General features: G+C 59.5%; 18 protein-coding genes. 10 read left to right on the plus strand and 8 right to left on the minus strand.

The window, feature by feature from the left end; translation table 11 throughout:
- Nucleotides 1-46: 46 nt before the first annotated feature.
- From ACPV0M_RS11025 to ACPV0M_RS11035, 3 genes are all read right to left on the minus strand, one after another.
- The gene (locus tag ACPV0M_RS11025; RefSeq protein ID WP_425620679.1) at nt 47-229 is read right to left on the minus strand and encodes a hypothetical protein; all 183 of its coding nucleotides are present in this window, start codon (nt 227-229) and stop codon (nt 47-49) included.
- A 124-nt stretch (nt 230-353) separates the two neighbouring features.
- Nucleotides 354-704: a hypothetical protein gene (locus ACPV0M_RS11030; RefSeq protein ID WP_425620680.1), complete on the minus strand. Its 351-nt coding sequence runs from the start codon at nt 702-704 to the stop codon at nt 354-356.
- Between the two features lie 258 nt (nt 705-962).
- The gene (locus ACPV0M_RS11035; protein ID WP_425620681.1) at nt 963-1,436 is read right to left on the minus strand and encodes a hypothetical protein; all 474 of its coding nucleotides are present in this window, start codon (nt 1,434-1,436) and stop codon (nt 963-965) included.
- A gap of 287 nt (nt 1,437-1,723) precedes the next feature.
- On the opposite strand from ACPV0M_RS11035, the gene ACPV0M_RS11040 reads away from it, so the two are divergent.
- Nucleotides 1,724-1,954, plus strand: coding sequence for a hypothetical protein (locus ACPV0M_RS11040; RefSeq protein WP_425620682.1), 231 nt, complete (start codon nt 1,724-1,726; stop codon nt 1,952-1,954).
- 67 nt (nt 1,955-2,021) lie between these two features.
- On the opposite strand, the gene ACPV0M_RS11045 is transcribed toward ACPV0M_RS11040, so the two are convergent.
- The gene (locus ACPV0M_RS11045; RefSeq protein WP_425620683.1) at nt 2,022-2,252 is read right to left on the minus strand and encodes a hypothetical protein; all 231 of its coding nucleotides are present in this window, start codon (nt 2,250-2,252) and stop codon (nt 2,022-2,024) included.
- 2 nt (nt 2,253-2,254) lie between these two features.
- On the minus strand, nt 2,255-3,292 hold the full coding sequence (locus ACPV0M_RS11050; protein WP_425620684.1) for a hypothetical protein: 1,038 nt from the start codon (nt 3,290-3,292) through the stop codon (nt 2,255-2,257).
- A 172-nt stretch (nt 3,293-3,464) separates the two neighbouring features.
- Between ACPV0M_RS11050 and ACPV0M_RS11055 the strand changes: the two genes are divergently transcribed.
- From ACPV0M_RS11055 to ACPV0M_RS11065, 3 genes are all read left to right on the plus strand, one after another.
- Nucleotides 3,465-3,737, plus strand: coding sequence for a YbaB/EbfC family nucleoid-associated protein (locus tag ACPV0M_RS11055; RefSeq protein ID WP_425620685.1), 273 nt, complete (start codon nt 3,465-3,467; stop codon nt 3,735-3,737).
- Between the two features lie 157 nt (nt 3,738-3,894).
- The gene (locus ACPV0M_RS11060; protein WP_425620686.1) at nt 3,895-4,575 is read left to right on the plus strand and encodes a hypothetical protein; all 681 of its coding nucleotides are present in this window, start codon (nt 3,895-3,897) and stop codon (nt 4,573-4,575) included.
- A gap of 144 nt (nt 4,576-4,719) precedes the next feature.
- Nucleotides 4,720-5,166, plus strand: coding sequence for a DMT family transporter (locus ACPV0M_RS11065; protein ID WP_425620687.1), 447 nt, complete (start codon nt 4,720-4,722; stop codon nt 5,164-5,166).
- Here the strand turns inward: ACPV0M_RS11065 and ACPV0M_RS11070 are convergent.
- Entirely contained in the window at nt 5,155-5,862 is a 708-nt protein-coding gene (locus ACPV0M_RS11070; RefSeq protein WP_425620688.1) for a ZIP family metal transporter, read from the minus strand. The genes ACPV0M_RS11065 and ACPV0M_RS11070 overlap by 12 nt on opposite strands.
- A 256-nt stretch (nt 5,863-6,118) precedes the next feature.
- Here ACPV0M_RS11070 and ispE point away from each other — a divergent pair, with 256 nt between their 5' ends.
- From ispE to ACPV0M_RS11085, 3 genes are all read left to right on the plus strand, one after another.
- Nucleotides 6,119-6,976, plus strand: coding sequence for a 4-(cytidine 5'-diphospho)-2-C-methyl-D-erythritol kinase (gene ispE / locus ACPV0M_RS11075; RefSeq protein ID WP_425620689.1), 858 nt, complete (start codon nt 6,119-6,121; stop codon nt 6,974-6,976).
- Between the two features lie 69 nt (nt 6,977-7,045).
- Entirely contained in the window at nt 7,046-7,732 is a 687-nt protein-coding gene (locus ACPV0M_RS11080; protein ID WP_425620690.1) for a GntR family transcriptional regulator, read from the plus strand.
- On the plus strand, nt 7,729-8,484 hold the full coding sequence (locus ACPV0M_RS11085; RefSeq protein WP_425620691.1) for an NTP transferase domain-containing protein: 756 nt from the start codon (nt 7,729-7,731) through the stop codon (nt 8,482-8,484). Before ACPV0M_RS11080 ends, ACPV0M_RS11085 begins: the two co-directional genes overlap by 4 nt.
- A 94-nt stretch (nt 8,485-8,578) precedes the next feature.
- Here ACPV0M_RS11085 and ACPV0M_RS11090 read toward each other — a convergent pair whose 3' ends face one another.
- Nucleotides 8,579-8,854, minus strand: coding sequence for a metal-sensitive transcriptional regulator (locus ACPV0M_RS11090; protein WP_425620692.1), 276 nt, complete (start codon nt 8,852-8,854; stop codon nt 8,579-8,581).
- A 300-nt stretch (nt 8,855-9,154) separates the two neighbouring features.
- Here ACPV0M_RS11090 and ACPV0M_RS11095 point away from each other — a divergent pair, with 300 nt between their 5' ends.
- Complete coding sequence (locus tag ACPV0M_RS11095; protein WP_425620693.1) at nt 9,155-9,361, plus strand: HesB/IscA family protein; 207 nt, start codon at nt 9,155-9,157, stop codon at nt 9,359-9,361.
- A 483-nt stretch (nt 9,362-9,844) separates the two neighbouring features.
- On the opposite strand, the gene ACPV0M_RS11100 is transcribed toward ACPV0M_RS11095, so the two are convergent.
- A complete protein-coding gene (locus ACPV0M_RS11100; RefSeq protein WP_425620694.1) occupies nt 9,845-10,738 on the minus strand; it encodes a selenium metabolism-associated LysR family transcriptional regulator in 894 nt (297 codons plus the stop codon).
- A 96-nt stretch (nt 10,739-10,834) separates the two neighbouring features.
- Between ACPV0M_RS11100 and ilvA the strand changes: the two genes are divergently transcribed.
- Both ilvA and glmU read left to right on the plus strand, forming a co-directional pair.
- A complete protein-coding gene (ilvA, locus tag ACPV0M_RS11105) occupies nt 10,835-11,884 on the plus strand; it encodes a threonine ammonia-lyase (protein ID WP_425620695.1) in 1,050 nt (349 codons plus the stop codon).
- Between the two features lie 42 nt (nt 11,885-11,926).
- On the plus strand, nt 11,927-13,312 hold the full coding sequence (gene glmU, locus ACPV0M_RS11110) for a bifunctional UDP-N-acetylglucosamine diphosphorylase/glucosamine-1-phosphate N-acetyltransferase GlmU (RefSeq protein ID WP_425620696.1): 1,386 nt from the start codon (nt 11,927-11,929) through the stop codon (nt 13,310-13,312).
- Nucleotides 13,313-13,317 lie beyond the last annotated feature (5 nt).

Raw genomic sequence — 13,317 nt, forward strand, 5'->3', positions numbered from 1 at the left:
CCCGGGTGCCTGTTCAACGACTGGGAAGCAGCCGTGTCGGTTCTCCTTAGAAGGCGAAGATGATGGCCCCGGCGATTACCAGGAGCAGACCAAGAAGTTTGAAGATACCTGGGAGAAGAACTATGATGAGGATGCCTAGGGTGATAAACAATGACCCTAGCACCATGCCCCCAGTATTTCCCGGGAAGGCCTTGATTTCAACGTTCTCTTCAACCAAAGCGTCTGACATAATTTTTATTCCTCCTTAATTAAGGTTTTTGAAACGCCACCCAGGTGAGCGTTCTGATATAAAATATGCCTTTGGTGGGAAAATGTTCCACTTATAGTGGGATTATCGACATATTTGGGAGAGGTTATAATTTCAAGCCTGGAATGTTTATCACTTTCTTGGATCGGGTTTTCGGCAGATTACTGACCTGAATGGAGGAAAGTGAGTCGACTAAGGCCGTAACCGTGTCGGCCATAGTTTCTATTGCCTTTCCGGTCATCTTCCCCAGGTTGGCATAATGTTTTACGAGATCAATCCAGGTCGCCGGCGGCGAGGGTTTCGGCTGATGGCCTGAAGGCCCTTCTTGAAGTTGCACCGACAGTTGGTTGATCTTTTCGGTCAGATGGTCCAATTTGGCAGCGATAAGATTGATGTCTTCCCCCTGTGATTTCTGGGCACCCTCCAGTCCGTCAATCCTGGCGACCAGTTTTTCCACTGTACTTGCGTCCAATTCCATATTAAACACGCCCTTCCTGAAATAGTTCGATAACTTATGGCAAATAATCCTTTCAAAGGTTAGCCATGGTTGTTTTTCTTTTGTTTACCAGTCTATGATTGAGGAGAAGATGTTGTGACTCTCTCCACGATAGGTTCGAATTCCAGAGGGCGTAGGTGCAATGAAAAAGGCTGCTGATAAGGTCCTATCAGCAGCCTGGGCAAGTTAAATCTTTCAGTTGTTAAGAAATTAAACTGCCTATTCGTCGCCGCCGGATGGTTCGGCAGGGGGAGGATCTTCTTTGCCGGCTTCCGTTGCCGTCAGCCCTTGGAAGAGCCTGGTGATCGTCTGCAAGATGTTGGAGAAATCTATCTCACTGCCTGACGGTGCGCTTTGAATCCCGGATAAAGGTTTAAAAGACTTATTGCTATCCTTGGCGGAGTCAATGGAGTCGATGAGCGTCATAGTCATGTTGGCAATATTTTCTATTACCAGTCCTACCGTCTTTCCTATTCTGGCGTAGTGTTTTGCAGTGTATATCCATGATGCCGACGGCTCCGCCAAAGGTACGGGTTTAGAATCAGAGATTAACGTGTCCCCTTGGAGAAGGGCTGACAGGTTGGTGATCTGCTCCGTCAACTGATCCAGTTTGGTTACGATGCTGTTAATGCTTTGGGCCTGCATGTTTTGTTTTCTTTCCAACTCGTCGAGCCTGGCAACCAGTTTCCCCACTACAGTTATTCCTCTCGCTATGCCTGCTTGCACCATATACACGTCCTTCCGAAAAGTTCTGTTTGGGGGCGGCATTTGTCCATGTCATGCCAGTAAAGGCGGGCATTGACTAATCTCCTTGTGCTTACCAGCTTATGTAGAAAGAAAAAATGCTGTGACTGTCGTCGTAAATTGCGCTTCCGTTCCGACTTTCGACCTCTGGCCTCAAGACCTCTCTTTTGGTAGGCGCAAAAAGAGGTTCCGGTACATAGTAATGTATTAACCTTGATTGAGAAGGAGCAGTGCGCATGGAGCATTCAAACATCGATCTTAAAGACTTTCCCGAGCCGATCAGGAGCATGCTGCAGAGCTTGGATATCAAAGCCCTGGAAAACTTTAAGAATTCCCTGGACAGGGATAAAGTCAACAACATGGTCTCCGGGGTTATGGAGATGCTCAAGCAGACCATGCCCGGACAGGACCACCAGGCTCTGGCGCGGTTGATTGATTCCCTGATGGCGCAAAAGAAACCGGAATAGCTGCCGCACCGGGGCCGCCGTCACTAAAACCCCGGCCTTGCTCAAAGCAAGGCCGGGGTTTTAGTCTTTAGCGGCGCTTCCCTTGCAAGGCGCTTGCCGCGGTCATCAGGTCCTGGATACTGTTGACGTTGTCGCGGATTTTACAGATGGTGTCTTTGGTGGTCAGCGAAATCTGGGCGATCGTTTCGAGTTTTGTTTCAAAGGCCTGATCGCGGCTCGCCAGCAGGATGACCAACAGGATAAACAGCAGATTGCCGCCGCTGAAGAGCCTTTGCCGTTTCCCGTTTCCTTCTGTCAACGTTATCCCTCCTGTTTTGCAAACTGTACGCCCAGCAACCTGGTCACGTAATTAATGCTGTTGGCGGCGGTCACCTCCGCAGACCCGGCAAACAAAAGACCGATAGCCCTGTTATCCTCGTCGACGACCAGGGAACCGCTGTCTCCCGCGGAACTCATGGAACTGCAGATGATCTGGTCTTCGAAAACGGCGCCGGCCTTCTTGGATATCTGCACGAAGATGGTGCTGTGCAGGTACCGGACCTCGCCGTGGGTCAATCCCGTCGTCCGCCCGCTTTTTTTGACCAGCATCCCGACGGCGGGGGAGCCGGTTGACGTGCACATCCCGACATCCAGGATTTCGGGGCTGATCGCCTCCAGGTCGACCGGCCTGGCCAGCGCGGCGTCGATGAAGTTGCGCCTGCTGAAAACATACCGCTGGTACTTCCACCTGAACGGGGGACGGTAAGCAGCGCCCGCCAGGCGGTCCAAAAGGGGCTCGTAGCGTGCGGCCGCGGCGCCGGGCTCTCTTTTGACGCTGTAATGCAAAGGCGCGAAGCGGTACAGTGACCCGATGGCGTCGTTTTCCTTCGTGCCGCCGTCGTAGGGCCCCGGCTGCAGGATAGGATCGCCGCACCGGGCGCGATGGTCTTTGCCGTTTGAGTTGTTGGCCAGGATGTGGTTGTTGGAGAGGATCAGCGGTTCGCCGGAGCGGCTGTCGTAGACCACGGCGCCGAATGTCCCGGCGCTGATTCGATAATGCCCGATGCTTACGCCGGGGGAAGCGGGTCTTTTGCGCGCGACCCGCTCGCCGAGCAGGCGTATCTCGCCGACGCTGACGACGTCAGTCGGGAGCCCTTCAATACGCCTGGGGATGCGGTACGCCCGGGGGAGCGTTTCTTCGGGCACCTTCTCGCTGACAAAGACGACCAGGGCTTCCTGGCCGGTGTCTTCGCCGTTGATCCTTTTGAAGCCGACGCCGACGCCGACGACGTTGGGCAGAAGCATTAACTGCCAACGGTGTTTATCCAGTGCCTCACGGTAGTGTTGCAAGACTGTCACCCGCAATCTTCCTTTTTTTACAAACAAGTTATGTCACAGGACGGGGATTGGTGACGACACGGTATCAGGGGGGAAAAGAATATACTGACGTTGTGAGAGGACGTAAACCTGTGAGGATGCCGGGCGTTCGGGGATAGGCGAAAAACGCCCTGACAGAGGAGGTTTTGCTCAGGTGTTTGGCAATCTGGGAGGCCTTTTGGGCATTTGGCCGGGAATCCGCGAGGCCCTGGCCTCCATTGTTGTGGAGGCGTCAAACGACCTGGTAAGGGTGACCATGGACGGCCAGCAGAAAGTCCTGCAGGTCAAGCTGGCCGAAGACGCCGGCAAGGACCCGGCGGCGCTGGAGGACGCGCTGGCCGAGTGCTTCGACCGAGTGATCGTCGATGCGAGGGTGAAGGCCAAGGCCCAACTGGAAAGGCAACTGGGATTCAAGCTTCCTTTTTAATTCTCACTTTAACCCCACGAACACAGGCAGTAAGCGATACGTTTCTAAAAGCAATTTGGTTTGTCCGCCCATGAACAGCGCGGTTCGGATTTGGCCGTCCGACCGCCGCTACCGACTACTACTACCGACTACCGGTAAGGAAGGAGGAGGGGGATTTTTGGGGACTCAAGAAGGAAAGCCCCGGCGCGGCGCGCTGGGAATGCTGCTGGACCTGCTGCAGTTTCAGGTCCGCCACGGTTTGAGCCAAGACGATATGCTCCTTTTCATGAGCGTGTACAACACCTCTCTGATTCTGGAGATCCTGGAGCGTCGCATTGCTGCGCCGAAGGGCCGGGCGGACGCGGTCCCGCTGCGCGACCCGCTGGCCGCCCTGGGGCAGTTGCTGAGCGGCAGGGGCAAAGAGACCGAAAGCGCGGGGGCGGGCCAGCAGCCTGCCGGGCCGCCCAACCGGCAGGGGGCCAACCTGCAGGCCCTGCTGCCCGCCTTGCTGACGCTGCTCCAGACCTCGCCCAGGCCGCCGGGTCCGGCGGCCAAAGCGGGGGACCAGGCGGAAGAAGGCGTGGAAAATCCCGCCGAGGACGGGCAGGATGACTCCCCCGGCCGGGAAGGGATCGACCTGCCGGGTTTGATGTCGGCCTTTTCGACGCTGATGCAAGCCTTTCCCCCGCAGGCTCCCCCGGTCAAGGCCCCCGCCCAGCCGCAGGACGAAAAAGAAGAAAAGGCGGCGGGTTTAACCGGGGACCCGCCGGAGAAGAAAAAGAGGCCTAAACCGAAACCGGAAGTGCTGCAGTGGAATTTCGGGCGCCCCAGCACTCAAGTGAACCCGGCACTCAACTGAACATACGGTTTGGTTACCAATTCCAGGCTTTCGCTCTGGTTTAACGGGGTTTTGTTGTGATTGGTCTTCACTCATTCAGTTGAGTGCCGGGCTGGGATATGGTGTGCTCGCCGGGCAGATACTAGCGGGGAAAGGAGGTTCCCGGTGAGCGCACAACTTCTGGCGTTGCTGATCGCGGGCTTGTCCGGGGTGACGATGGCCTTTCAAGGGGCCATCAACTCGGGACTGAGCTTGATTATCGGCCTTTTGCAAGCGACTTTCGTAGTCCACATTGTCGGGCTGGCCCTGGTGACGGCCCTGCTTTTTCTTTTCGGAGCCGGATGGGGGTTTACGGCCAAACTCTCCCAGGCCCCATGGTACAGTTACCTCGGCGGGGTCCTGGGCGTGGCCATCGTTTACGGCGTGATGCGAGCGATGCCTAAGGTCGGCGTGGCCCCGGCCACCACCGCCATCATCATCGGCCAGGTGCTGACGGCGGCGGTCATCGACCACATGGGCTGGTTCGGCCTGCAGAAGATACCCTTCAGCTGGTGCCGGGTGGCCGGGGCGCTGCTGATGGCCGGCGGGGCCTTCCTGCTGTTAAAGAAATAGGCAGAGCACACCGAAGAGCAGCAAACCGGCGGCCATCCCCCGCAGCGCGCTTGAGGCGCCCTCGGACAGCGAGCGCGGCAGGAGCTCGAAGACCACGATGTACAGCATAGCACCGGCCGCTGCCGCGGAGAGGACGGAGATGGAGTGGACGGTCGTTTTGGTGATTAAAATGCCGGCGAGCGTGCCCAGGGGGGTAACCAGGCTGAGAGCGGCGTTGACGAGCAGGATCCTTACGGGTGACACTCCGGCCGCCCGTAAGGGGGCGGCGGTGGCCATCCCCTCGGGGACGTTGTGCATGCCGATGGCGACAGCCATTAAAAGGCCGAGGTTGTGCTTGGCGGCAAAACCGGCGGCAATGGCCAAGCCTTCGGGAAAGTCGTGCAGGGCAATGCCGAGGGTCACGAGAACCCCGGCCTTGAGGTAGCCGCTGCGGGACGCGCCGAGGACGGCCCCCAGCCGCAGGTCCATAACAGCCACAACGATAATGCCGGCCAGGACTCCGCCGACGGTCAGGTTGAGGCCGCCGAAGAGCATGGCCGTGGGTACCAGGTCGGCGCAGACGACGGCGACCATTACGGCCGAGGCCAAACCCATGAAAAAAGCCAGCGTCTGATGCCGGGGACGGGCGGCGAGCACGGCGGCGGCGCCGAAGAGGGTCCCCAGCCCGGCCAGCAGGCTGCTCCAAAGCTCGAACATCACGTTCCTCCAAATATGGTCATACGTCGTAAGTCAAGCTGAATCCTTACGGATTCAGCCTGATACCTTCCTAAATCCTGTGGTTCAACTACCGACTACTGAATACCGACTACCGACTACTAAACAGGCTTCCTAGAATTTCTACTGGCGGGAAGGAGAATTTATGCCAGAGGCCAAATTGGGTGTTAGGTATTGGTGTCAGATCCGGATGTTGGACTTTAGACCTAATGCTGAACGATGCTTTACGAGGTAACGTATGGTCGAGTACCAAACGGTGCGTGTCGAGGCACACGCCAAGATTAATTTGAGCCTGGACGTCGTGGGCGTGCTGCCGGACGGGTACCACCGCCTGGAAACGGTCATGCAGCGTCTGGCACTGCACGATATTCTTGAGTTTGCGCCGTTAGATGAAGAGATCGTCCTGGTCGCGGACGGCGCGGAGGTACCGGCAGGGGAGGACAACCTGGTCGTCAAGGCCGCGCGCCTGCTGGCCCGTACCACGGGTTGCCGCCTGGGCGCCCGTATACTCCTGGAAAAGCGCATTCCCGTCAGCGCGGGGCTGGGCGGGGGCTCGGCCGACGCGGCGGCGACCTTGGCGGGTTTAAACAGGCTCTGGCGGCTGGGCCTTGAGATGGGGCAACTGCTGGGCCTGGCCTCCGGACTCGGGGCCGACGTCCCGTTCTGCCTCGCCGGCAGGACGGCGTTCGCCGAGGGCAAAGGGGACGTTCTGACTGAGCTTGCGGCCCTGCCGGCGGCCGGGGTGCTCCTTGTCAAGCCGCCGTTCGGGGTGAGTACGACCCAAGTATACGCCGCTTACGACAGCGGCCCCCGCGAGCGGCTTTCGGATGCGAGGAGGATGGTCGAGGCGGTGGAGAGCGGCAGCCTGGAGAGGGTGGCCGCCTGCCTGGGAAACGACTTGGAGCAGGTGACGCTGACCCGTTATCCCGAGCTGGCCGCTATAAAGCGGCGCATCCTGGCTACAGGGGCCCTCGGGGCCCTGATGGCCGGCAGCGGGCCCACAGTGTTCGGCCTCTACCGTTCGGCCGAGGATGCCCGCAAGGCCGCCACCCGGTTTGAGGGAGACCTTACGGTGATCGCTACACAGACCTTATAGCCGAAATTTGTTGCTTCAAGCGCTCCAAGGGCGTAAAATAGAACGTAAAATCCGTGAGGGGCAAACCAGATGGAAGAACAGAGACGGCTTCTCCCCGTAAAGCTCGACAGCTACAAGCCTTTGCGCGAGGTGGTTTTCGAATCCCTGCGGGAAGCCATCATCACGGGCCGCCTGCGGCCGGGCGAGCGCCTGATGGAACTCCAGCTCGCCGAGGAACTCGGAGTCAGCCGGACGCCCGTCCGGGAGGCCATCCGCAAACTGGAGCTGGAGGGCTTCGTCGTGATGGTCCCGCGCAAGGGCGCATACGTGGCCGGGATAACCGACAAGGATATAACTGACGTCTTCGAGGTACGCTCGGCCTTGGAAGCCCTGGCCGCCGGCCTGGCGGCCGAACGGATCACCGAGGAGGAAATCGAGGAGCTCGAGCGCCTGGTGGTCCGGTACGCGGAGACCACCAGCTCGCAGAATATCCAGGCCATCGTCGAGGAAGACACCAAGTTTCACGACGTCATTTACAGGGCCAGCAGGAACCAGCGGCTGATCCAGATCGTCACCAATCTGCAGGAGCAGATCCAGCGCTTCCGCCTCACTACCCTGTCCCGGCCGGGCCGGACCAAGGAGGCGCTGGTGGAGCACCGCAAGATCGTAGAGGCTATCAGCGAGCGCAACATCGAGCTGGCCCAGCAACTGGCGCGGGAGCACATCGAAAGCGCCGAGAACAGCCTGCTGGTGGCCGTGGAGGAGTTCAACAAATGATTCCCTGCGTGCTTCTGGCCGGGGCTCCCACCAGGGGCTCGCTCTGCGAGGCCGGCGACGAGCGCTGGGAAGCCTTGCTGCCCGTGGCCGGGGAGCCGATGGTCGCCCACGTGGTCCGGGCCATCCTGGATTCCGGTCAGATCTCGCGCATCACCGTGGTCGGCCCGGAGCCTGTAAGGAGCGTCTTTACGGACAGCAGGATCCGGGTGGTCGAATCCGGTGACAGCCTGATGGAAAACGCGGGAAGGGGGCTTGCGGCCGAGCGCGGGGCCGACCACGTCCTGGTGGCGACGGCCGATATCCCCCTGCTGCCCCCCGAGGCTGTCAGCGACTTCATCGCGCGCTGCGGCAACCGCGAGGCCGATTTTTATTACACGGTCGTGTCGGAAAGGGTGGTGGCGCAGAGATTCCCGGAGGCCCGGCGGACCTACGTCCGCTTGCGCGAGGGGCGTTTCACGGGCGGCAACATCGTCCTCCTCCGCCCGGCGGTCTTTGATAAGTGCAGGAAGGTCGGCGAGCAGTTTGCGGCCAACCGTAAAAAACCGCTCAAACTGGCTAGAATGATCGGTGCGGGCTTTCTCCTGCGGTATGCCCTCGGAACGCTGTCCCTGGCATCCGCCGAGCGCAAGGTGACCCAGCTTATCGGCATCAGCGGGCGGGTCATCGAAACTCCCTACCCCGAGGTGGCAGTAGATGTTGACAAGCTAAGCGACTACGAGCTGGCCAAAAAGGTACTGGAAGGTAGTCAGTAGTCAGACTCGAAGGGATTCGCGTACCGCGAATCCCAATAAATAATCCGGCTACTAACGACCGACTATCGACTACCGGCCACTGACTGCCGACTACTTACTTGCTGCCGAGCAGGAGGTCCATGGTTTTCTTAATCGCCTCCCGGCAATCCCCGCCGCGCGCCAGTTCGGCCTTAACGCAGCATTCGAGATACTCGCCGATCAGCGTTTTGGTGGCGTTTTGCACGGCGGCCCGAAGGGCGTTAAGCTGGCCGACGACGAGCTTGCAGTCCTGCCCTTCGGCGATCATGCGCTGGATGCCCCGGGCTTGGCCTTCAATCCTTTTTAAGCGGTTGATGATTTTGGTGGCCGAATCAGGATCCAGGTTTGGCACCGCGATTCCTCCCGGTTGGTATTAATACCCCTGAGGGTATACTAAGGTTAGCATAGCCTAGAACGATTCGATCGTCAAGAAGTCAGCAGTGACGTATTGACATTGGGTCGGGCCCGCAATAAAATACCCCTAGGAGTATCGATCTGCAAAAACTAGTGACATCGAGGTGAAAAACACGTGATAGAAGTGACTGAAGCCGCCCAAGGAAAGCTGAAAGAGGTCCTGGCGACCCACAACAAGCCGGAGGCCATGATCCGTGTCTATATCGGCGGCATCGGGTGAGGCGGGCCCAGTTTTGGGATGGCTCTGGATGAGTCAGTAAATCCTAACGACACGCTGGTGGAAATCAACGACCTGAAGTTCGTGGTCGACAGCGAGGCGGCCAAGGCCCTCAGAGGGTGCGTGGTCGATTACGTTACATCGTGGCGCGGCGCCGGTTTTACCATCAAGAACCCGAACGACACCGGCGGGTGCGCCGGCTGCGGCGATAAGGGCACCTGCGGCTAAAGCCCAATGTAAGCACAGAACACGGAAAGGAACCCTGCGGGGTTCCTTTCTCTGTTCCGGTATGGCCGACCACCGGCAAATGAGTATCCGGCTTGCGTCTTTCGGCCGTGCGCTTGCCCTCGGCCTTGTCTGCGCGAACTCGGGTATATCGATACTACTTTGATCCGTCCCTTGATGGAAAGGTCCTACAGTACTATGTTAAAATTGAACGCTCCGGCTGTTCAGGCTATGTAACTAGACCTATGGAAAAAGGTCTTGAAGCTCCCGGAGGGTGTGGCGCTCCGTCGGTTTTCTACGAGGTTGCAGTCAAGAAAAGAAGCGCACAAAGCCCTAGTCTGGAGAGTCTTGAATAAGTGTTTTACTGTGTAAGAAAGGGGCTCAGGGGGGAGCCGAAGGCTCCCCCCTTTACCCGTCGTTGGCCTGGTAGGCCCTATGATTCAAAAAGGAGCCCAGCCTCTTGTCGGCTGGGTTCCTGGTTTACTGCTACAGGCTGCATTCCTTGAGCAGGTTCAGGAAGGCCCGGACCGGGGGCAGGAGGAAGTGGTCCTTCAGGTAGACGGCGTAGAGGTTGCGCTTTAACGGGGTGTCCTTGATGGGCACGATGGCGAGCCTTCCCCCGTGCTGCGCCTTCTCCGCGGCCCAGCGGGAGACGAAGGAGATGCCAAGCCCGGCCTCCACCGCGGCGATCACCGATTCGGTGCTCCCGAACTCGCCGGTGGTGACGAAACGCTCCGGCGGGATGCCTGCCGCGGCGAGCAGCTGTTCCACGGTCCGCCTGGTGCCCGACTCCGCTTCGCGCCAGACCACCTTCTGGTCCAGCAGTTGGGGGCCGGTGACGTACTCCATGGCGGCGAAAGGATGGTTTTGGGGAACAATAAGGACGAGCTCGTCCACCGCGAAGGGATCGCAGGCTACCCGTTCGTCGGCTACCGGCGCGCCGATCACCCCGATGTGGATGACCTCGCCCAGCAGGCGGTTGACGACGGTCCCCGTGTTGGAAATCTCCAGGGAAATGGTGACCTCCGGATAACGTTTCCGGTATTCGCCCATCACGGCGGGGAGAACGTAATGCCCCGGTATGGTGCTGGCGCCCACGACGAGCCTGCCGCGTACCGTGTCGGCCAAAGAGCCGATCTCCTCCGCAGCGCGGGCCAGCGTATTGATCACTTCGTTGGCGTAGCCGTAGAGGATGTTCCCGGCGTCGGTAAGGTTCACCCGTCTGCTGGTGCGGTTGACAAGGCGCGTTCCGTAGAATGACTCGAGGAGTGCGATGTGTTTGCTTACGGCGGGTTGTGTGAGGTTCAGAACTTTGGCGGCGCGGGAGAAACTTTTCTGGTTGGCCACCGTGATAAAGGTCTCCAGGTAGTTGAGGTTCAAACCTATCCAACCCTTTTACTCTTTTTGTTTTAATTATATTACTATTTGTTATTGAGGCAATAAATCTTCTGTCAATTTATTAGAAAAAATAAGAAAATGAAGCGCTATACGGACGGTGTCACAACCTTCGGCCTTTCCGACGTCTTCGCGGCACGCACCCACCTGGCAGGGGTAATCCACGCCACGCCCCTGCGTTGTTCCCGCAGCATCAGCGCCCTGCTCGGCAGGGACGTCTATTTCAAGTTCGAGAACCTGCAGCGCACCGGCTCGTTCAAGATCCGCGGAGCCTACCACAAGCTTTGCGGGGACGTTGCCGAAGGGCGGAGCGTGGTCGCCGCCTCGGCCGGAAACCACGCCCAGGGAGTGGCCCTGGCGGCCTCCCTCTGCGGCAAACCGGCCACGGTCGTCATGCCGAAGAACGCTCCGCGCAGCAAGATCAAGGCCACTCTCGGGTACGGGGCCAGGGTGATCCTGTCGGGGAACAATTACCACGAGGCCTACCAGGTCGCCCGGCGCGTCTGCGCGGAAAAGGGGGCCGTATTCATCCACGCCTTTGACGACCCCCGCATTATCGCCGGCCAGGGGACGGTCGGCCTGGAGATCCTGGAGGTCCTGCCCGACGTTGATACCGTCGTCGTGCCGGTGGGCGGGGGAGGGCTGATCGCCGGCATCTCCTACGTCGTTAAGGAACTCAAGCCGTCGGTCAAAGTCGTCGGGGTTATCGCGACGCACGCTCCCTCCCTGTTGCTGTCCGTCGAGCGGGGCGTGCCCGTGGAAGTGCCCGTAAAGGCTACGATCGCCGACGGCATCGCCGTCGACAGGCCCGGCGACCTGCCTTTCCAGTTCATCAGGCGTTACGTGGACGAGGTCGTCGCCGTCGACGAGGAGGCCGTAGGACGGGCCATCCTTCTCTTGCTGACGCGGACCAAGACCCTCGCGGAGGGGGCGGGCGCGGTCGGCCTGGCGGCTTTCCTGGAAAACAAGGTCGCCGGGCCGGGGAAGAAGGCCTGCATCGTTTTGAGCGGGGGAAACATCGACCCGCCGGTACTGGCCCGTGTCGCAACGGGCAGAAAAACTGCGCTCCGGGGGAAGGAGATCAGGGAGCGGCACAGAACATTTGAACAGGATTCAACGCATTCTTCATAGAATATCTGATAAATGTAGTATCAGCCTACGGGAGGTCACCTGATGTCATTAGTGGCGGTGGTGCTGGCTGCCGGCAAGGGAACGCGGATGAAATCGCGCCACCCCAAGGTGCTGCACCAGATTGCCGGGCGACCGATGCTGCATTACGTTTTGGACGCCGTCAGCGAGGCCGGCGCCGGGACCACGGTCGTCGTAGCGGGATACGGGTATGACGCCGTGCGCGCCGCGGTCGGTGACGCTGCGAAGGTTGTGCTACAGGATGAACAGCGCGGAACAGCCCACGCCGTGATGCAAACCAGGGAAGCTCTGTCGGATTTTACGGGCGATATTCTGGTCGTTTGCGGGGATACCCCGCTGATCACCGGCCGGACCCTGGCCGGGCTGGTGTCCCATCACCGGGCCAAGGGCGCTGCGGCCACCGTATTGACGGCCATCGTTGAAGACCCGACGGGTTACGGCCGGGTCATCCGCGACGGCGGGGGCATGGTGGCCCGCATCGTCGAGCAGAAAGACGCGACGCCGGACGAACTGGCCGTCAGGGAAATCAACACGGGCGTTTACTGTTTTTCCGCCGCGGGTTTTTTCGATTCCCTCCGGAAGATCAGCAATAATAATCAACAGGGCGAGTACTACCTGACCGATATCATCGGCGTTTACGTCGCGGGCGGGCGTCCGGTTGCCTCCTACCTTGCTAGCGACCCCGTAGAAATCATGGGCATCAACGACCGCCTCCAGCTCGCCGCCGCCGAGAAGGTTATCCGGCGCCGGGTCCTGGAAGGGCTGATGCGTTCCGGGGTGACCATCGTCGACCCCGACAGCACCTATATCGACGCCCCGGCGCGGATCGGGCCCGACACGGTCATCCACCCCCAGACCTTCATCCGGGGCGGGTCGGTGATCGGGCGGGACTGCAACCTGGGGCCCTGCGCACAGCTTGTCAACGCCGTGCTCGGCGACGGGGTCACCGTATGGAACTCGGTCATCGTCGATTCGGAGGTCGGGGACCGGACCACGGTCGGCCCCTTCGCCTATGTCCGGCCGGGAAGCCGGATCGGCGCGGGGGTAAAAGTCGGCGATTTTGTGGAGATCAAAAAATCAATCATCGGGGACGGCAGCAAAGTACCGCACCTGAGCTATATAGGCGACGCCGTCATCGGCCGGGCGGTGAACGTCGGCGCCGGCACGATCACCTGCAATTACGATGGGGAAAAGAAATGGGTGACCGAGATCGAGGACGGCGCCTTCATCGGGAGCAACACCAATCTCGTGGCCCCGGTCAAGGTGGGCCGCGGGGCGTACATCGGCGCGGGTTCGACGATTACCAAGGATGTCCCTCCGGGCGCGCTGGGGATAGCGCGGAGCGGGCAAAAGAATATTGAAGACTGGGTCGAGAAAAAGAAGCAAAAGAAGAAGCCCACGGAGGGATAATCATG

Origin of the sequence: Desulfosceptrum tomskiensis, assembly GCF_049818055.1 — a bacterium.
In the GTDB taxonomy this organism is placed as follows: Bacteria; Bacillota; Desulfotomaculia; order Desulfotomaculales; family JASEER01; genus JBFLVT01.